This window comes from Pseudomonas sp. B21-048 (assembly GCF_024748615.1).
In the GTDB taxonomy this organism is placed as follows: Bacteria; Pseudomonadota; Gammaproteobacteria; order Pseudomonadales; family Pseudomonadaceae; genus Aquipseudomonas.
The window spans coordinates 4,684,726-4,703,311 of the sequence record NZ_CP087168.1; the positions used below are offsets into that span (position 1 = coordinate 4,684,726).

Here is an 18,586-nt window from a genome sequence, read left to right on the forward strand (position 1 = left end):
AAAGTTATACCAAAAAACAATATTGTACAGGTTTGAACCACGGCGTAGTCTGTACAGACAGGTAAACGAGGCCCCTATGACTGTACCTATCGCAATCATCGGCACCGGCATCGCCGGACTCTCAGCCGCCCAGGCCCTTACGGAAGCGGGGCATGTCGTTCAACTTTTCGATAAAAGCCGTGGCAGTGGCGGACGCATGTCGAGTAAGCGCAGCGATGCGGGTGCTCTGGACATGGGCGCGCAGTATTTCACTGCTCGCGATCGCCGCTTCGTCACCGAAGTCCAGCGCTGGCAAACCAACGGCTGGGTCGCTGAGTGGACGCCACAGCTCTATACCTTCCACGGTGGCCAACTCAATTTGTCACCGGACGAACAGACACGCTGGGTCGGCACACCCCGCATGAGCGCGATCACGCGCGGCCTGCTCGGTGATCTGAAAGTGCATTTCGCTTGCCGCATCACCGAGGTCTATCGCGGTGAAGAGCACTGGCATCTGCAAGACGCCGAAGGCTTCACCCATGGTCCGTTCAGTCATGTCGTCATTGCCACGCCCGCCCCTCAGGCGACCGCGCTGCTGGCGGCCGCACCGAAACTCGCCGGTGCCGCCGCCGGGGTAAAAATGGAACCTACCTGGGCTGTCGCGCTGGCGTTCGACACACCACTGGAAACCCCCATCGAAGGTTGCTTTGTGCAGGACAGCCCCCTCGACTGGCTTGCGCGCAACCGCAGTAAGCCGGGACGCGACACCACCCTCGATACCTGGGTGCTGCACGCTACCAGTGCCTGGAGCCGGCAGCACATCGACCTGCCCAAGGAAGCGGTGATCGAGCAATTGCACGGTGCCTTTGCCGAACTGCTGCACGACGCCATGCCTGCTCCGACCTTTAGCCTCGCTCACCGCTGGCTGTACGCCCGGCCGGCCAGCAGCCATGAATGGGGTGCCCTGGCCGATGCCGATCTGGGCCTGTATGTGTGCGGTGACTGGTGCCTGTCTGGCCGTGTCGAAGGTGCTTGGCTCAGTGGTCAGGAAGCAGCCCGCCGGTTGCATGAACACCTGCAGTGAATTGATTCAAGTCCAGCCCATCGCTGCTGTCGACATGGGCAGCAGCCCCGCAAAAACTTATACAAAAAAATTGACTTGTACGCCTTTGAATCTATGATGAAGTCATGTTGTACAGATCTAGTAATCTGTACAGGTCTGGATTCGAGGCGCTCCGATGCCCCACACAGCCATGAAACCCAAAATCGCCATCAGCGCCTGCCTGATGGGAGCCGAAGTGCGTTACAACGGCGGGCACAAAGCCTCGCGGCTGTGCAGCATTACCCTCACCGATTATTTCGATTTCGTCCCGGTATGTCCGGAAGTCGCCATTGGCCTGGGTATCCCTCGCGAACCGATCCGTCTGGTCGGCAACCCCGAACAGCCGGAGGCTGTCGGCTCCCTCCACCCTGAGATCAACGTCACCCGGCCGCTGGCCGACTATGCTCAGAAAATGGCGGTGGAACTGGGCGACATCTGCGGCTATATCTTCATGCAGAAATCCCCTTCGTGCGGGCTGGAGCGAGTCAAGGTCTACCACGCCAACGGCGCGCCAGTGGACGGCGGTAGCCGTGGTATCTACGCCCAGGCCTTCTGCGCGTTGCACCCTGATCTACCGGTGGAAGAAGACGGCCGCCTCAACGACCCGGTGCTGCGAGAAAATTTCCTCACCCGTGTGTTCGTCTACAGCGCCTGGCAGCAGTTGCTGCACACAGGCCTGACCCCGCGCGGCCTCACTGACTTTCACTCGCGCTACAAATACCTGTTGATGGCCCACAACCCGGTGCAATACAAAACCCTGGGCAATTTGTTGGGCAATATGGGCCAGATCGATCCCGAAGTGCTGGGCCCGCGCTATTTCAGCGAACTGATGGCGGCCCTGAAAAAATGCGCCACACGCGGCACCCACAGCAACGTACTGCAACACCTCAGCGGCTATCTCAAACACGCCGTCAGCGCTGAAGACAAACAGGAAGTGCAGCACGTCATCGGGCAGTACCGCCATGGCATCGTGCCGCTGGTCGTACCACTGACATTGCTCAAACACTACTTTCGCCAACACCCGGACCCGTACATTGCGCAACAGGTTTACCTGCAACCGCACCCGGAAAACCTCAGCCTGCGAAACGCGATTTAATGAAAAATCCACCGGATACCAGCGCCAGCGAAGACCTCGGCATCGACTTCAAGAAGGCCCTCGACGCTGGCTGGCTGCCCATTCGTGAAGTGTCCCGGCAGACCGGGGTCAATGCCGTCACCTTACGCGCCTGGGAACGGCGCTATGGGTTGATCGTGCCTCAGCGTACGCCCAAGGGGCATCGACTGTTCTGTGCCGAACACGTTCAACGGATTCTGACCATCCTTACCTGGCTCAATCGCGGCGTGGCTGTCAGCCAGGTCAAACAACTGCTCGACACGCCTCAGGGGCTTACCGACCCCGTCGGGAACGATTGGCTGGTGCTGCGCCAGACACTGCTGCAGGCGGTCACTCAGCTGGCCGAACGCACCCTCGATGACACGGTGAACCAGGCGATGGCGCTGTATCCGCCACGCACCTTGTGTGAACGATTGTTGATGCCGTTGCTGGCAGAACTGGAGCAGCGCTGGCAAGGCCAGTTCGGCGCACAGATGGAGCGGGTGTTTGTTTATTCCTGGCTGCGCAGCAAATTCGGCGCGAGAGTCTACCTTAACAATCGTCAGTTGCGCACCGCGCCGCTGCTGCTGATCAATCATTCGGACCTGCCGCTGGAGCCTCATTTATGGCTCACCGCCTGGCTGATCAGCAGCGTCGATTGCCCAGTGGAAGTCTTCGACTGGCCACTCCCCGCTGGCGAACTTGCGCTGGCGGTCGATCACCTGCAAGCCCGCGGCGTACTGCTGTATTCCAGCAAAGCCATGAATCTTTCGCAGCTGACGAAACTTTTGAATGGTGTCAGCTGCCCAAAAATGATTGCCGGATCAACGGTGCGTATTCACCACACCGAGTTGTCCGCAAGAACCGCCGCCATTGCTGACTTGTCCCTGGCCGAAGACCCGTTGTCGGCCCATCAGGGCCTGATTCAGCGTGGGCTTATTTAATGGCACATTTTTAATGGATCGTGCGGATACCACCATGCAATTGATCTGGCTGCGCAGCGACTTGCGTCTACACGACAACACCGCCCTCTCGGCCGCCGCAGCCCGCGGCCCGAGTGTGGCGGTGTATTTGCTGAGTCCGCAGCAATGGCTGGCGCATGACGATGCGCCGTGCAAAGTGGATTTCTGGTTGCGCAACCTGAAAGAATTGCGCCATGCGCTGGGCGCCCTGAACATCCCGCTGCTGATTCGCAAGGCGTCCCGCTGGGATGAGGCACCGAAGGTCCTGCTCGAGTTGTGCCAGCAATTGAAGATCGACGCAGTGCATGCCAACGAGGAATACGGCATTCATGAAACCCGTCGTGATGTCGCGGTGGCCCAAGCCCTGAAAGCCCAAGGCATCGACTTTTACCGCTACCTCGATCAACTGCTGTTCAAGCCCGGCACCGTGCTGACCAGAACCGGCACCTATTTCCAGGTTTTCAGCCAGTTCCGCAAGGTCTGCTACGAACGCTTGCATGCATCATTGCCGAGATTGGTTACCGCCCCCGCCGTCCAGGCTCCACTGGGTATCGCCAGCGACGAACCGCCCTCCCGTGTCGAGGGTTTCGACACGCCCAGCGACAGTTTACGTGCTCTCTGGCCGGCCGGCGAAACCGAAGCCCGACGCCGCCTCGAGACCTTTACCGACGCACAGATCGACTATTACCACAGCGAGCGCGATTTCCCGGCAAAACCCGGCACCAGCCAGCTCTCGGCCTATCTCACCGCCGGGGTCATCTCCCCTCGTCAGTGTCTGCACGCTGCGTTGCGAAGCAATCAGGGGGAGTTCGAAAGCGGCAAGGTCGGTGCCGTCACCTGGATCAACGAGTTGCTGTGGCGCGAATTCTATAAGCACATTCTGGTGGGCTACCCACGGGTCTCTCGGCACCGCGCCTTTCGCCCGGAAACCGAAGCCCTCGCCTGGCGTGACGCCCCGGAAGACCTCAAAGCCTGGCAGCAAGCCCGTACCGGCCTGCCGATCATTGATGCCGCCATGCGCCAATTGCTGGAGACCGGCTGGATGCACAACCGCTTGCGCATGGTCGTGGCAATGTTCCTGACCAAAAACCTGCTGATCGACTGGCGTGAAGGCGAGCGTTTCTTCATGCGGCACTTGATTGACGGCGATCTGGCGGCGAACAACGGTGGTTGGCAGTGGAGTGCGTCCACCGGCACCGATTCGGCACCCTACTTCCGGATTTTCAACCCACTGAGCCAGTCGGAAAAGTTCGATGCCGAAGGGGTTTTCATCAAGCATTGGTTGCCGCAGATCAATGAAATGAACAAAAAAGACCTGCACTATCCCGCGAGACTCGACGGATTGTTCGGTATGACGGATTATCCATTGCCGATCGTCAACCTGAGCGCTTCGCGCGAACGAGCCTTGGCCGCCTTCAAGAACCTGCCATCACGACGAGGTTTATCGCAATGAACACGGTATTGCCCGGAAAAATTATCGGGTTAACAAGGGGATCGGCATGAGTCACACACCTCCAAGGCGATACTGGTTGACCGGCGCCAGCAACGGTATTGGTGCCGCGCTGGCCGAAGAAATACTGAAAGCCGGTGCCCATCTGGCTGTCAGTTCCCGCTCATTGGCGCCATTGAAAGCCTTGTCTGAGCGTTATCCCGGACAAGTGCTGGTGCTCGCGGGCGATTTGACCAACGGCCAACGGGTGCGCGAAATCGGCGAGCAGATTGCCCTGGAATGGGGTTCTCTAGATACCATAATCCTCAACGCTGGCACCTGCGAATACGTCGAAACCCATCAGTTCGACGCATCAATCATCGAGCACATCGTGCGTACCAACCTGCTGGTCAGTAGCTATTGCATCGAAGCTGCTCGGCCTCTATTGCGAGCAGGCACTGCGCCACATCTGGTGGGCATGGCCAGCTCGGTGACCTGGTTGCCCCTGCCATGGGCCGAATCCTATGGCAACTCCAAGGCCGGGTTGCATCATCTATTCGAATCCTTGCGCAGCGAAGTGGCGCCGGAAAACATCGAAATGACCGTGGTCAGTCCAGGGCTTATTGATATGCCCCTGAGCAACAGAATTTCAGAATACCTCGACTGGTCGGCAGACGACGCCGCACGATACCTCTTCGATATGTTAAAGCATCGTCCACTGGAGCTTCCTTTACCGGAGCTACTCATGCCCGTCCTTTGGCCCTTGTCGCCACTGCTCGACCAGACAGGTCTGGCAATCGACGAACGGGCGAGCATTCCGCCGATCGAAGACTTGCCATAGAGTCTGAGCGTCCGTCAGACCTTTCACACAGCGCAGACCCACTGCCTTACACTGCGCTCCATGAAAACCATTCCCCATACGCAAATTGCCGAACCTGCGGTCACCTGCTCGACGTGCGCTGCCTGCTGCTGTCAGCTTGAGGTCATGCTGATCACCGACACCGGTGTGCCCGAGCGTTTTATCGATACCGATGATTGGGGTGGGGAAGTCATGCTGCGACTGGATGACGGCTGGTGCGCTGCGCTGGATCGCAACAGCATGATGTGCACCATCTACGAAAAACGTCCGCTGATCTGCCGGGAGTTCGAAATGGGCGCACCGGAATGCATCGCCGAACGCCAGGGGATTGCGACGGCGTATCGGTAATCCGCATCGATGCATTTCAGGTAGCAAGTCAAAACACTGAACCTGTGGCGAGGGAGCTTGCTCCCGCTGGACTGCGCAGCAGTCCCGTTCTTTTAGGAAGAGAGTGGGGCCGCTTCGCGACCCAGCGGGAGCAAGCTCCCTCGCCACGATTTTTGACGTTACAACGGCATCGTGTAATGCAGCGAGTAACTCTCTACACCATCGTTCGGGCTGCTGATCCCGCCATTGGAATAGTGCGTGGCGCGAATCCCGACTTCATGTCCGCCGGTAAAGCGCAGACCAAACCCGAAACGGTCTTCGAACTGAAAGGCACTACCCAGTTTGTTGTCTTCGACTTCGGTGTTGGCAAACACCGCGATACCGATACCCGCTTCAACGTAGGGTTTGATGGTCTGACCGGCAAACTCGTACACCAGCACCGGCGAGAATGACAAACTGTGATTGCTCGACGTTTCATCGCCCTCCCAATAGGTGTAAGCGCCGCTCCAGTAGCCGGTCAAGCGACCGATATCACTCTGCAACCAGCTCTTGTCCCAGTCGAATTGCATGCCCAATCGGTAAGTCATGGTCGAATCGCTGGTCTGGCCAACCCCGAATTCCACCCCTGCTGCCTGCGCGGTAAAACTGTACCCCATCAATGCGGTCGCAATCGCGGCCAAGCAGAATAGTCGCTTCATTAGAAACATCCTTTTCCGAACAATTTCGTATGGTTTTTATGCTGCCCAACAGACAAAGCTATAGAAGTTGAAGCTTGATCAGAAGCTCAGCTCAATTATTCGTGTGATCTCTTTTTTATCTACAAGTCGAAGCTTTGCACAACACCCGTCGAATGCCATAAAACCGGCAAGATATTTCTGAAACGCTCCGGATCCGCACTCGTCCAGAACCGGGCAGCGCGAGCAGGTCCCTCGGCTAGCAACTCACGCTCTGCCAACAATCGTTGAAGCTGCCGGGCCACAGCGGCACCGGTATCGATCAGGCTGATGCTCGGGGGGAGCATCTGCTTAAGCAGCGGTTTTAGAAAGGGATAATGCGTGCAGCCAAGAATGATCGTGTCTGCACCTGCAGCCAGCAGCGGATCGACATACCCTTGCAGCAACTGACGCAATGCCTCGCTGTGCAAATCGCCATTTTCAATCAGCTCCACCAACCCAGGGCATGGCTGAGTGATGACTCGCACATCGGCGGCGAAACGGTCGAGCAAGGCGGCGAACTTGGCACTCTGTAATGTGCCGGTGGTGGCGAGTACGCCAACTACACCGCTGCGCGTCGCCGCTGCAGCCGGCTTGACCGCGGGCTCCATGCCGACGATGGGCCACTCGGGGAAATCGCGCCGCAAGTCCGCAACACCCGCGACGGTCGCGGTGTTGCAAGCGAGCACCAGCGCCTTGGCGCCCTGCTGCTGAAAGAACTGCGCCATGACACTGCAACGCTGACTGATGAATGCCGGGGATTTCTCACCGTAGGGAATATTCCCGCAATCGCCGAGGTACAACAAAGATTCGTTGGGCAGCAACTGCTGGATCTCGGCCAGCACCGACAGCCCACCGACACCGGAATCGAACACTCCAATCGGCGCTTCACGCATGGCTTGACCCGCAGACGCTGCAACCCGGATCACGCTTGACCCGCAATTCACGGAAGCGTGTGCCCAAGGCATCGATCAATAACAGACGCCCCACCAGCGGTTCACCGAATCCCACCAGCAATTTCAGCGCTTCGAGGGCTTGCAAGCTACCGACCAGGCCCACCAACGGACCCAGTACACCGGCCTCGCTGCAGGTCAGCTCGGCTTCGCTGCCGTGCCCATATAAACAGTGGTAGCACGGGCTTTCCGGACGACGAGGGTCGAAGACCGACAATTGCCCTTCCAGCCGAATCGCCGCACCGCTGACCAGCGGTTTGCGCGCAGCCACACACGCGGCGTTGACCGCCTCGCGGGTGGAAAAATTATCGGAACAGTCCAGCACCAGATCCACCGCCGCAACGGCTGCCGCCAGGGAATCTTCATCCAGGGCGGTGCGATGGGCAATCAGCTGAATCTCGGGATTGATCGCGGTCAGGCGACGGATCGCCGAATCGACCTTGCTCAGGCCGACGCTGTCGGTGTCGTGAACGATCTGGCGTTGCAGATTGGTCAGGTCAACCGTGTCGAAGTCCGCCAGATGCAACTCACCGATACCGGCCGCCGCCAGGTACAGCGCAACCGGTGAGCCGAGACCACCGAGGCCGACAATCAGCACGCGGCTTTCTTTGAGCCGTAACTGGCCATCGATGTCGACGTGTTGCAGCAGAATCTGCCGGCTATAGCGCAGTAATTCCTGATCATTCAGCACGGCAAGCGCCCCAGACTGATGCGTTCGTGACCGCCCAGATCGGTGCGGCTGTGGACCTCTTCAAAGCCGCGGGTCAGCAGCAAATCGCGCACGGCCTCGGCTTGATCGTAACCATGTTCGAGCATCAACCAGCCACCCGCCTCAAGATGATCCGGTGCCTGATCGACGATCAGACGTAAATCGTCGAGCCCATCGACACCGGCCACCAAGGCACTGGCTGGCTCGAAGCGCACGTCGCCCTCCGCCAGATGCGGATCGGTCGAAGCAATGTAGGGCGGATTGCTGATGATCAATTGAAAGCGTTGACCTTCCAAAGCGCTGAACCAATGGCTACTCAGCACTGTGGCGTTGTTCAGGTGCAGCCGCTGGCGATTGCGCTCGGCCAGGGCTACGGCTTCCAACACGCGATCCACGGCGGTGACTTTCCAGGCCGGACGTTCGCTGGCCAAGGCCAAGGCGATGGCGCCACTGCCGGTGCCCAAATCGAGCACCAAGGCCTGTGTGGCCGGCAACAGTTCCAGCGCGGTCTCTACCAGCAATTCGGTATCGGGACGCGGAATCAGCGTGTGGGGTGCGACCTCCAGGTCGAGTTTCCAGAAGCCTTGCTGCCCCAGAATGTAGGCCACCGGCTCACCGCTACGGCGGCGCTGTAGGTACTCGGCAAACTTCAGTGCCGCTTCGCTCGGGACGATACGCTCGGGCCAGGTGTGCAGAAAGCTGCGGGATTTGCCCAAGGCCGCCGCCAGCAACAATTCGGCATCCAGACGCGCGGTGGGCGAGTCGGGCAAATCGGCTGCGCGCAGCAAACTGGCGATAATCGTCATTTACTCACCTATCGCCGCCAGTTGATCGGCCTGGTACTCGGCCAGCAACGGTTCGATCACCGCATCCACGCCACCGGCGAGAATTTCGTCGAGGGAATACAGGGTCAGGTTGACCCGGTGGTCGGTAACCCGGCCCTGGGCAAAGTTATACGTACGAATCCGCTCGGAGCGGTCCCCTGAACCTACCAGCAATTTACGCTCGCTCGCGATAGCGTTCGCGGCGGCGCTGGTCTGCTGGTCGTTGAGCTTGGCCGACAGCCAGGACATCGCCCGGGCGCGGTTCTTGTGCTGGGAACGTTCTTCCTGGCACTCGACGACAATACCGGACGGCAAGTGCGTGATACGAATCGCCGAATCGGTCTTGTTGACGTGCTGACCACCGGCACCGGAGGAGCGGTAGGTGTCGACTCGCAGATCCGCCGGGTTGATCTCGATCGCTTCCTGCTCGTCCGGCTCGGGTAACACGGCCACGGTGCAGGCCGAGGTGTGGATGCGGCCCTGGGATTCAGTGGCCGGAACCCGCTGTACGCGGTGCGCACCGGATTCGAACTTCAGCTTGCCGTAAACGTTCTCGCCTTCGACCCGGGCAATGACTTCTTTATAGCCGCCGTGTTCGCCTTCGTTCTCCGAGAGAATCTCTACCCGCCAACCACGTCGCTCGGCGTAACGCGAATACATGCGAAACAGGTCGCCGGAGAAAATCGCCGCTTCATCGCCGCCGGTGCCGGCACGGATTTCGAGGAATACGTTGCGCCCGTCGTTGGGATCTTTGGGCAGCAGCATGCGTTGCAGGCTGGCTTCGATTTCGATCAACTGCTCTTTGGCTTCGCGGACTTCTTCCACGGCCATTTCGCGCATGTCCGGGTCGCTGTCCTTGAGCAGCGCCTGAGCCCCTTCGAGGTCGCCCTGCACTTTAAGCAGCTGTTTATAGGTGCCGACGATCGGCTCGACTTCCGCGTATTCCTTGGAATAGGTGCGGAACTTGTTTTGATCGGAAATGACCTCGCCGTCGCCAAGCAGGGCGGTCAATTCCTCGAAACGGTCCTGGAGGATGTCCAGCTTATTGAGCAGTGACGCTTTCATTGCGGTTTTTTATCCGAAAAGCTATCCGATGAGCCCTCACCGAGGGCAAAGAGTTCCTGGGCCATGGCCAGCGCATCGAGGCGGCCTTCGGCAGAGAGCTTTTTCAATTGCACGCTCGGAGCATGCAAGAGTTTGTTGGTCAGGCCGCGGGCCAACTGCACCAATACGTCTTCAGCGCTGCTGCCATTGGCAAGCATACGCTGGGCTTTCTGCAATTCTTCGTCGCGCAGACGCTCGCTTTGTTGACGATAGGCCTTGAGCACATCCACCGCCGCCAGTTCGCGCAGGCGAACCATGAAATCTTCGGCGCCAATCGACACCATCTCTTCGGCGGCCTGGGCTGCGCCCTGACGGCTCTTGAGGTTCTCGGCGACCACTTCGTGGAGATCGTCGACGCTATACAGGTAAACGTCGTCCAACTCGCCGACTTCCGGCTCGATATCCCGAGGAACGGCGATATCCACCATGAAAATCGGCTTGTGCTTGCGCAATTTCAAGGCACTTTCCACCGCGCCTTTACCGAGAATCGGCAACTGGCTGGCGGTGGAACTGATGACGATGTCGCTGCGCACCAGTTCTGCCGGAATGTCCGAGAGCAGCACCGCGTGGGCGCCGAACTGCTCGGCCAGAATGCTCGCGCGCTCCAGGGTGCGGTTGGCGACCACGATTCGCTTCACTCCCAGCTCATGCAGATGGCGGGCGACCAGGGTGATGGTCTCGCCGGCGCCGATCAGCAAAGCCTGGCTGCGTTGCAAATCACTGAAAATCTGTTTCGCCAGGCTGACCGCGGCAAACGCCACGGACACCGGGTTCTCACCGATGGCGGTGTCGGTTCGCACCTGTTTGGCCGCATTGAATGTGGCCTGGAACAGCCGCCCGAGCAGTGGGCCGATGGTGCCGGCTTCTCGCGCTACGGCGTAGGCCGACTTCATCTGACCGAGAATCTGCGGTTCGCCCAACACCAGCGAATCGAGCCCGGAGGCGACCCGCATCATGTGACGAACTGCCGCATCATCTTCGTGCACATAAGCGCTCGCGCGCAGCTCATCGAGGCTCAAATGATGATAATCGGCCAGCCAGCGCAATATGATGTCAGCCGAAAGATGATCCTGTTCTATGTACAGTTCACTGCGATTGCAGGTGGAGAGGATCGCAGCTTCGCGGCTGTCGGTGAGTCGGCAGAGCTGCTGCAAGGCCTCAACCAGCTGCTCAGGGGTAAAGGCCACGCGCTCGCGGACGTCTACTGAAGCAGTCTTGTGGTTAATACCGAGTGCAAGGAAGGCCATTCAAAGTCGCTGATGGTGACGTGAAGCCGGTAATTGTCCTACTTCGACAGAGCCAGAACAACCACTCGATCTCTATCGTTTCTATAAGAACTGCCGAAGGCTGCGATCCGTTCTCGTTTACAAGAGCGCCGGACCTATGGGGATTGCCCGCACGGGTAAATTGGCCGGGCGGTTATGTTTGGCCGAAGGCTTGTGTCATGATGATCCGACCGCAGGTTAGTCGTCCTCCTCCTATATGAATAGATCTTCCGCGTTGCTCCTCGCTTTAGTCTTCCTCAGCGGCTGCCAGGCCTTGGCACCCGTTTCGTCGGACGGTACGCCGCCGGTCGAAGACAGCACTCCGGCCCCTGAAAAGCCCAAGGTTTACAGCTCGTTCAGTGAAGAAACCATCTTCAGCCTGTTGAGCGCCGAACTGGCTGGCCAGCGCAATCGTTACGACATTGCCCTGGACAACTACGTGACCCAGGCCATCAACACCCAGGATCCGGGCATCTCCGAGCGGGCATTTCGCATTGCCGAGTACCTGGGCGCCGATCAGGCCGCCCTCGACACCGCACTGGCCTGGGCGAAAAACGCCCCGGACGATCTCGAGGCGCAACGAGCGGCTGCCGTGCAACTCGCCCGCGGCGGACGTTACGACGAGTCCATGGTTTATATGGAGAAGGTCCTGCAAGGCAAAGGCGACACGCATTTCGACTTCCTCGCCCTGTCGGCAGCCGATACCGACCAGGAAACCCGCAACGGTCTGATGAAAGGTTTTGACCGGCTGTTGCAGCGCCACCCGCATAACAATCAGCTGATTTTCGGCAAGGCCTTGCTGCTGCAACAGGACGGCGATGCCAAGAGCGCCTTGGGCCTGCTCGAAGACAACCCGCCAGACGAGGGTGAAATAGCGCCGATCCTGCTGCGCGCGCGCCTGCTGCAAGGGCTGAACCGTGGCGATGAAGCCTTGCCGCTGCTGCAAAAAAGCATCAAGAAATACCCGGACGACAAACGTCTGCGCCTGACCTATGCGCGCATGCTGGTTGAGCAGGATCGCATGGACGACGCCAAAGTCGAGTTCTCGAGCCTGGTGCAGCAATACCCCGAAGATGACGAACTGCGTTATTCCCTGGCCCTGGTCTGCCTGGAAGCCAAGGCCTGGGATGAGGCCAAAGGTTACCTCGAAGACTTGATCGCCCGGGAAAGCCATGTCGATTCGGCACACCTGAACCTGGGGCGCATTGCGGAGGAGCGTAACGATCCCCAAGGCGCGCTGATCGAATATGCCCGGGTCGGGTCGGGCAACGATTACCTGCCGGCGCAATTGCGTCAGGCCGATATCCTGATGAGCAATGGCAAGACCGCCGAAGCCCAAAAGCGCCTGGCCGCCGAGCGCGGCGAGCAACCCGATTACGCGATCCAGTTGTACCTGATCGAAGCCGAAACCTTGTCTGCCAATAAACAAGGCGACCAGTCCTGGAAAGTCTTGCAGCAAGCGCTGCAACAATACCCGGATGATCTGAATCTGCTGTACACCCGGGCCATGCTGGCAGAAAAACGCAATGATCTGGCGCAGATGGAAAAAGACCTGCGACTGATCATCAAACGCGACCCGGACAACGCAATGGCATTGAATGCCCTTGGCTACACGTTGTCCGACCGCACTACGCGCTACGCCGAAGCCAAGGCCTTGATCGAACAGGCGCACCAGCTCAACCCGGAAGACCCGGCAGTGCTCGACAGCCTCGGCTGGGTGAATTTCCGCCTGGGCAACCTCGATGAAGCCGAACGGTATTTGCGCCAGGCGCTGGAACGCTTCCCCGATCAGGAAGTCGCCGCTCACTTGGGTGAAGTCCTGTGGGCCAATGGCAAACAGCGCGAAGCCAAGAAAATCTGGAGCAAGTTCCTCAAGGAACAGCCCGACAGCCCTACCCTGCGCGGCACCATTAAGCGCCTGACCGGATCAGAGACTCTTTAAGATTATGTTTTTGCGCCACTTCATCATTTTCAGTTTCATCGCCTTGCTCGCCGGTTGCGCGGGTTTTGGCGCCCGTGAGTCGGTCCAGGGCCAAGGCAACACGGCCCAATGGCGCGAGCACAAACAGCAACTGACCGGCCTCGACGGCTGGCAGATCAACGGCAAGATCGGCATCCGCGCGCCAAAAGATTCGGGCAGCGGCACGTTGTTCTGGTTGCAACGCCAGGATTACTACGACATCCGCCTCTCCGGACCACTGGGCCGTGGCGCGGCCCGCTTGACCGGTCGCCCCGGCAAAGTCTCGCTGGAAGTGGCCAATCAGGGCCGCTATGACGCGCGAACCCCGGAAGCCCTGGTTGAAGAACAACTGGGCTGGAAATTGCCGGTGTCCCATTTGGCGTGGTGGGTTCGCGGGCTCCCGGCCCCGGACAGCAAAAGTCGCCTGACCCTCGACGTCGACAGCCGCCTGGCCAATCTCGAACAGGACGGATGGAAGGTCGAATACCTCAGTTATGCCGAGCAAAACGGCTACTGGTTGCCCGAGCGAATCAAACTGCATGGCACCGACCTTGATGTCACGCTGGTGATCAAGGAATGGCAACCACGCAAACTGGGGCAATGAACATGACTGCGCCACGCCTGACATTGCCCTCGCCCGCCAAGCTCAATCTGATGCTGCATATCCTGGGTCGCCGTGAAGACGGTTACCACGAGTTGCAGACGATTTTTCAGTTCCTCGATTACGGCGATGAAATCACCTTCGCCGTTCGCGACGATGGTGTGATTCGGTTGCACACCGAATTCGCCGACGTCCCTCACGACAGCAACCTGATCGTCAAAGCCGCAAAAAAACTTCAGGAACAATCCGGCTGTTCGCTGGGTGTCGACATCTGGATCGAAAAAATCCTGCCCATGGGCGGTGGAATCGGTGGCGGCAGCTCGAATGCGGCGACCACATTGCTGGGCCTCAATCATCTTTGGCAACTGGGCTGGGATGAGGATCGGCTGGCCGCACTGGGCCTTACACTTGGCGCCGACGTCCCGGTTTTCGTGCGCGGTCACGCGGCTTTCGCCGAGGGCGTGGGGGAGAAACTCACCCCTGTAGAGCCCATCGAGCCGTGGTATCTCGTGCTGGTGCCGCAAGTATCTGTAAGTACAGCAGAAATTTTTTCAGATCCACTGTTGACACGCAACACTCCTCCCATTAAAGTGCGCCCCGTTCCCAAGGGAAACAGTCGAAATGACTGCTTACCGGTAGTCGCAAGGCGTTATCCAGATGTACGTAACGCATTGGATTTGTTAGGTAAATTTACCGAAGCAAAACTCACCGGAACTGGAAGTTGTGTGTTTGGGGGCTTCCCAAGCAAAGCTGAAGCTGATAAAGTCTCGGCCCTTCTGACAGAGACCCTTACAGGGTTTGTAGCAAAAGGAAGCAACATTTCGATGTTGCATCGCAAGCTGCAAAGTCTGCTCTAAAAGGAATCGAGTACTGGGTACTCGTTGCAACAGATACAGGGGCGTCGCCAAGCGGTAAGGCAGCAGGTTTTGATCCTGCCATGCGTTGGTTCGAATCCAGCCGCCCCTGCCATTTTCCTATACTCATCCAGGTTACCCTCAGCCTTCAGGTACTGCGCGTGTCCAAGATGATGGTCTTTACGGGGAACGCTAACCCCGATCTGGCTCGGCGTGTTGTACGTCAGCTGCATATCCCTCTCGGTGACATCTCTGTCGGTAAATTCTCCGACGGCGAAATTACAGCCGAGATCAATGAAAACGTCCGCGGTAAAGACGTCTTCATTATTCAGCCGACTTGCGCTCCGACCAACGATAATCTGATGGAACTGGTAGTGATGGCTGATGCCTTCCGCCGCTCCTCGGCTACTCGTATCACTGCTGTTATTCCTTACTTTGGTTATGCCCGTCAGGATCGCCGTCCGCGTTCCGCACGTGTGGCTATCAGCGCGAAGGTTGTCGCTGACATGCTTACCGTAGTCGGCATCGACCGTGTTCTCACGGTTGATCTGCATGCTGACCAGATTCAGGGTTTCTTCGATATTCCGGTAGATAACATCTACGGCTCCCCGGTACTGGTGGATGACATTGAAGATCAGCGCTTCGAAAACCTGATGATCGTGTCCCCGGACATTGGCGGCGTCGTGCGTGCACGGGCTGTTGCCAAATCCCTGGGCGTGGATCTCGGGATCATCGACAAACGCCGTGAGAAAGCCAATCACTCTGAAGTGATGCATATCATCGGTGATGTCGAAGGGCGTACCTGTATTCTGGTCGATGACATGGTCGATACCGCCGGCACTCTGTGCCACGCGGCGAAGGCCCTGAAAGAGCATGGCGCTGCCAAGGTTTTCGCCTACTGCACGCACCCTGTGCTGTCGGGTCGGGCGATCGAAAACATTGAAAATTCCGTGCTGGATGAGCTGGTGGTGACGAACACCATCCCGCTGTCCGCTGCAGCACAAGCCTGTGCACGTATCCGTCAACTGGATATCGCACCGGTAGTTGCCGAGGCGGTCCGCCGCATCAGCAATGAAGAATCGATCAGCGCGATGTTCCGTTAAGGGCCCTGCCCTTTTCATTACATCTCGTTGACGAAAAGCGCCCCGCCCCGGCATTCCTGTCGGGGCGGGGCTTTTTTGCCCATATCGCCTTTAGCGCTGGTCGCAAACGCTGGGGCGAATGTGGTTATTTTGGAGATACAACATGAACGATTTTACTCTGAATGCTGAAGTGCGTTCCGACCTGGGGAAAGGTGCGAGCCGCCGCCTGCGTCGTCTCGCAAGCCTGGTTCCAGCTGTAGTTTACGGTGGCGAAAAAGCCCCTGAATCCATCAGCATGCTGGCTAAAGAAGTTGCCAAACTGCTCGAAAACGAAGCGGCTTACAGCCACATCATCGAGCTGAACGTTGGCGGCACCAAGCAAAACGTAATCATCAAGGCTCTGCAGCGTCACCCGGCCAAAGGCCACGTGATGCACGCTGACTTCGTACGTGTAGTTGCCGGCCAAAAGCTGACCGCTATCGTTCCAGTGCACTTCATCAACGAAGCTGCTCCGGTGAAGAAAGGCGGCGAGATTTCGCACGTTGTTGCTGAGATCGAAGTGTCTTGCCTGCCAAAAGACCTGCCTGAATTCATCGAAGTTGACCTGGCTAACGCCGAAGTCGGCGCGATCATTCACTTGTCCGACATCACCGCCCCTAAAGGCGTTGAGTTTGTTGCTCTGGCTCACGGTAACGACCTGGCTGTTGCCAACGTTCACGCTCCACGTGTTGCTCCAGAAGCTACTGAAGGCGCAGCAGAGTAATTTCACTCTGTTCGCCGGAGTGACCGGAAACATCGCGGACTAGAGCGTAGCGAGAAAGCGGGCGAGAACGCGGAGTTTACATAATGGTAAATGAGCACTTGTCGTCCACTTTCGCCGCACTCCCTGATTGCGGCGACGTTATCCACCACTCCAAGGAAGGGCCCCTATCGTGACTGCCATCAAACTGATCGTTGGCCTGGGAAATCCAGGTGCTGAATACGAACAGACCCGGCATAACGCAGGGGCCCTTTTTGTTGAGCGCATCGCGCACGCGCAGGGTGTCAACCTTGTGGCCGATCGCAAATATTTCGGCCTGACCGGGCGCTATTCGCATCAGGGTCAGGATGTTCGTCTGTTGATTCCCACCACCTACATGAACCGCAGCGGCCAGGCCGTCGCGGCACTTGCCGGCTTCTTCCGCATCAAGCCTGAAGAAATCCTGGTGGCGCATGACGAACTCGATCTGCCCCCGGGCGTTGCCAAGCTCAAACAGGGCGGCGGCCATGGCGGTCACAATGGGTTGCGCGACATCATCGCGCAACTGGGCAATCAGAATACCTTTCACCGCTTGCGGCTTGGCATTGGCCACCCGGGCGTTGCCAGTATGGTTTCAAATTTCGTCCTGGGTCGTGCGCCACGCGCCGAACAGGAAAAACTCGATGCCAGCATCGACTTTGCCCTCGGCGTGCTGCCGGATATCCTCGCCGGTGAATGGAACCGCGCGATGAAAAACCTGCACAGCCAGAAGGCCTGACTTTTACCCGAGGGGAAACACCATGGGATTCAATTGCGGCATCGTCGGCCTGCCTAACGTCGGCAAGTCCACCCTGTTCAACGCCCTGACCAAATCCGGGATCGCGGCCGAAAACTTTCCCTTCTGCACCATTGAGCCGAACACCGGTATCGTGCCGATGCCGGATCCGCGCCTGGATGCCCTGGCGGTCATCGTCAATCCCAAGCGCATCCTGCCGACCACCATGGAATTCGTCGACATCGCTGGCCTCGTTGCTGGCGCTTCGAAAGGTGAAGGCCTGGGCAACAAATTCCTCGCCAACATCCGCGAGACCGATGCCATCGCCCACGTGGTCCGCTGCTTCGAAGACGAGAACGTGATTCACGTCTCCAACAGCGTCGACCCGAAACGCGACATCGAAATCATCGACCTGGAACTGATCTTCGCCGACCTCGACAGCTGCGAGAAGCAGCTGCAGAAAGTTGCCCGCAACGCCAAGGGTGGTGACAAGGACGCCGTAGTCCAGAAAGGCCTGCTGGAACAGCTGATCGCTCACTTCACCCTCGGCAAGCCAGCGCGCACGCTAATGAAGAACATGGGCGCCGACGACAAAGCGGTGATTCGTGGCTTCCACCTGCTGACCACCAAGCCGGTCATGTACATCGCCAACGTCGCTGAAGACGGTTTCGAGAACAACCCGCTGCTGGACATCGTCAAAGCCATCGCCGAAGAAGAAGGCGCCATGGTGGTTCCGGTCTGCAACAAGATCGAAGCTGAAATCGCCGAACTGGAAGACGGCGAAGAGAAAGACATGTTTCTCGAAGCCCTGGGCCTCGAAGAGCCTGGCCTGAACCGCGTAATCCGCGCCGGCTACGACATGCTGCACCTGCAGACCTACTTCACCGCCGGTGTCGAAGAAGTCCGCGCCTGGACCGTCCGCGTCGGTGCCACCGCACCACAAGCCGCCGGCGTGATCCACACCGACTTCGAAAAAGGCTTCATCCGCGCTGAGGTCATCGCCTACGACGACTTCATTCAGTACAAGGGCGAAGCCGGCACCAAAGAAGCCGGTAAATGGCGCCTGGAAGGCAAGGACTACATCGTTAAAGATGGCGACGTGATGCACTTCCGTTTCAACGTCTAACTTGTAGCTGGCATTGCAGGTGATTGCTTAGGGTTGCGAGACAGTCCTTTAATCATCCCGAAAGCCCCCATTTATGGGGGCTTTCGCGTTTCTATGGCATGCATGAGATTGCAGCAGCATGCAGAAAAAA

At 58.4% G+C, this 18,586-nt stretch carries 19 protein-coding genes and 1 tRNA gene; 14 read left to right on the top strand and 6 right to left on the bottom strand.

The genetic code is table 11. From position 1 onward, the window contains the following. Positions 1-76 precede the first annotated feature (76 nt). The 6 genes from LOY56_RS21905 to LOY56_RS21930 all read left to right on the top strand — a co-directional run bounded on the left by LOY56_RS21905 (position 77) and on the right by LOY56_RS21930 (position 5,772). Positions 77-1,063 (top strand): NAD(P)/FAD-dependent oxidoreductase, encoded by a 987-nt coding sequence (locus tag LOY56_RS21905; RefSeq protein WP_258617082.1) that lies wholly within the window; start codon positions 77-79, stop codon positions 1,061-1,063. A 154-nt stretch (positions 1,064-1,217) separates the two neighbouring features. Beyond that, on the top strand, positions 1,218-2,177 hold the full coding sequence (locus LOY56_RS21910; RefSeq protein ID WP_258617083.1) for a DUF523 and DUF1722 domain-containing protein: 960 nt from the start codon (positions 1,218-1,220) through the stop codon (positions 2,175-2,177). Then, entirely contained in the window at positions 2,177-3,118 is a 942-nt protein-coding gene (locus LOY56_RS21915; protein ID WP_258617084.1) for a MerR family transcriptional regulator, read from the top strand. Before LOY56_RS21910 ends, LOY56_RS21915 begins: the two co-directional genes overlap by 1 nt. 34 nt (positions 3,119-3,152) lie before the next feature. After that, on the top strand, positions 3,153-4,589 hold the full coding sequence (gene phrB / locus LOY56_RS21920; protein ID WP_258617085.1) for a deoxyribodipyrimidine photo-lyase: 1,437 nt from the start codon (positions 3,153-3,155) through the stop codon (positions 4,587-4,589). 46 nt (positions 4,590-4,635) lie between these two features. After that, positions 4,636-5,406 carry an SDR family oxidoreductase gene (locus tag LOY56_RS21925; protein ID WP_258617086.1) on the top strand — a complete coding sequence of 257 codons (771 nt, stop codon included), beginning with the start codon at positions 4,636-4,638 and terminating at the stop codon, positions 5,404-5,406. 60 nt (positions 5,407-5,466) lie between these two features. Then, positions 5,467-5,772 (top strand): YkgJ family cysteine cluster protein, encoded by a 306-nt coding sequence (locus LOY56_RS21930; protein ID WP_258617087.1) that lies wholly within the window; start codon positions 5,467-5,469, stop codon positions 5,770-5,772. A 158-nt stretch (positions 5,773-5,930) separates the two neighbouring features. Here LOY56_RS21930 and LOY56_RS21935 read toward each other — a convergent pair whose 3' ends face one another. From LOY56_RS21935 to hemA, 6 genes are all read right to left on the bottom strand, one after another. After that, a complete protein-coding gene (locus LOY56_RS21935; protein ID WP_258617088.1) occupies positions 5,931-6,449 on the bottom strand; it encodes an acyloxyacyl hydrolase in 519 nt (172 codons plus the stop codon). A gap of 119 nt (positions 6,450-6,568) precedes the next feature. Next, the gene (gene murI / locus LOY56_RS21940) at positions 6,569-7,360 is read right to left on the bottom strand and encodes a glutamate racemase (RefSeq protein WP_258617089.1); all 792 of its coding nucleotides are present in this window, start codon (positions 7,358-7,360) and stop codon (positions 6,569-6,571) included. Beyond that, positions 7,353-8,108, bottom strand: a complete 756-nt coding sequence (locus tag LOY56_RS21945) for a molybdopterin-synthase adenylyltransferase MoeB (RefSeq protein WP_258617090.1) — start codon at positions 8,106-8,108, stop codon at positions 7,353-7,355. The genes murI and LOY56_RS21945 overlap by 8 nt, the downstream gene beginning before the upstream one ends. Further along, positions 8,102-8,932: a peptide chain release factor N(5)-glutamine methyltransferase gene (gene prmC / locus LOY56_RS21950; protein ID WP_038981578.1), complete on the bottom strand. Its 831-nt coding sequence runs from the start codon at positions 8,930-8,932 to the stop codon at positions 8,102-8,104. Before prmC ends, LOY56_RS21945 begins: the two co-directional genes overlap by 7 nt. Continuing rightward, positions 8,933-10,015 carry a peptide chain release factor 1 gene (gene prfA, locus LOY56_RS21955; protein ID WP_030129716.1) on the bottom strand — a complete coding sequence of 361 codons (1,083 nt, stop codon included), beginning with the start codon at positions 10,013-10,015 and terminating at the stop codon, positions 8,933-8,935. Then, positions 10,012-11,301 (bottom strand): glutamyl-tRNA reductase, encoded by a 1,290-nt coding sequence (hemA, locus tag LOY56_RS21960; RefSeq protein ID WP_258617091.1) that lies wholly within the window; start codon positions 11,299-11,301, stop codon positions 10,012-10,014. Before hemA ends, prfA begins: the two co-directional genes overlap by 4 nt. 235 nt (positions 11,302-11,536) lie before the next feature. Here hemA and LOY56_RS21965 point away from each other — a divergent pair, with 235 nt between their 5' ends. The 8 genes from LOY56_RS21965 to ychF all read left to right on the top strand — a co-directional run bounded on the left by LOY56_RS21965 (position 11,537) and on the right by ychF (position 18,456). After that, positions 11,537-13,261 carry a tetratricopeptide repeat protein gene (locus tag LOY56_RS21965; protein ID WP_258617092.1) on the top strand — a complete coding sequence of 575 codons (1,725 nt, stop codon included), beginning with the start codon at positions 11,537-11,539 and terminating at the stop codon, positions 13,259-13,261. 4 nt (positions 13,262-13,265) lie between these two features. Continuing rightward, positions 13,266-13,883, top strand: a complete 618-nt coding sequence (gene lolB, locus LOY56_RS21970) for a lipoprotein insertase outer membrane protein LolB (protein WP_258617093.1) — start codon at positions 13,266-13,268, stop codon at positions 13,881-13,883. A gap of 2 nt (positions 13,884-13,885) precedes the next feature. Beyond that, positions 13,886-14,737 (top strand): 4-(cytidine 5'-diphospho)-2-C-methyl-D-erythritol kinase, encoded by an 852-nt coding sequence (gene ispE / locus LOY56_RS21975; protein ID WP_258622834.1) that lies wholly within the window; start codon positions 13,886-13,888, stop codon positions 14,735-14,737. 37 nt (positions 14,738-14,774) lie between these two features. Further along, positions 14,775-14,849 (top strand) — tRNA-Gln (locus LOY56_RS21980). Positions 14,850-14,895: 46 nt separating this feature from the next. Continuing rightward, on the top strand, positions 14,896-15,837 hold the full coding sequence (locus LOY56_RS21985) for a ribose-phosphate pyrophosphokinase (RefSeq protein WP_003171603.1): 942 nt from the start codon (positions 14,896-14,898) through the stop codon (positions 15,835-15,837). Between the two features lie 142 nt (positions 15,838-15,979). Further along, positions 15,980-16,579 carry a 50S ribosomal protein L25/general stress protein Ctc gene (locus LOY56_RS21990; RefSeq protein ID WP_258617094.1) on the top strand — a complete coding sequence of 200 codons (600 nt, stop codon included), beginning with the start codon at positions 15,980-15,982 and terminating at the stop codon, positions 16,577-16,579. A gap of 169 nt (positions 16,580-16,748) precedes the next feature. After that, positions 16,749-17,333, top strand: a complete 585-nt coding sequence (pth, locus tag LOY56_RS21995; protein WP_007905795.1) for an aminoacyl-tRNA hydrolase — start codon at positions 16,749-16,751, stop codon at positions 17,331-17,333. 22 nt (positions 17,334-17,355) lie between these two features. Beyond that, entirely contained in the window at positions 17,356-18,456 is a 1,101-nt protein-coding gene (gene ychF / locus LOY56_RS22000; protein ID WP_258617095.1) for a redox-regulated ATPase YchF, read from the top strand. Positions 18,457-18,586 lie beyond the last annotated feature (130 nt).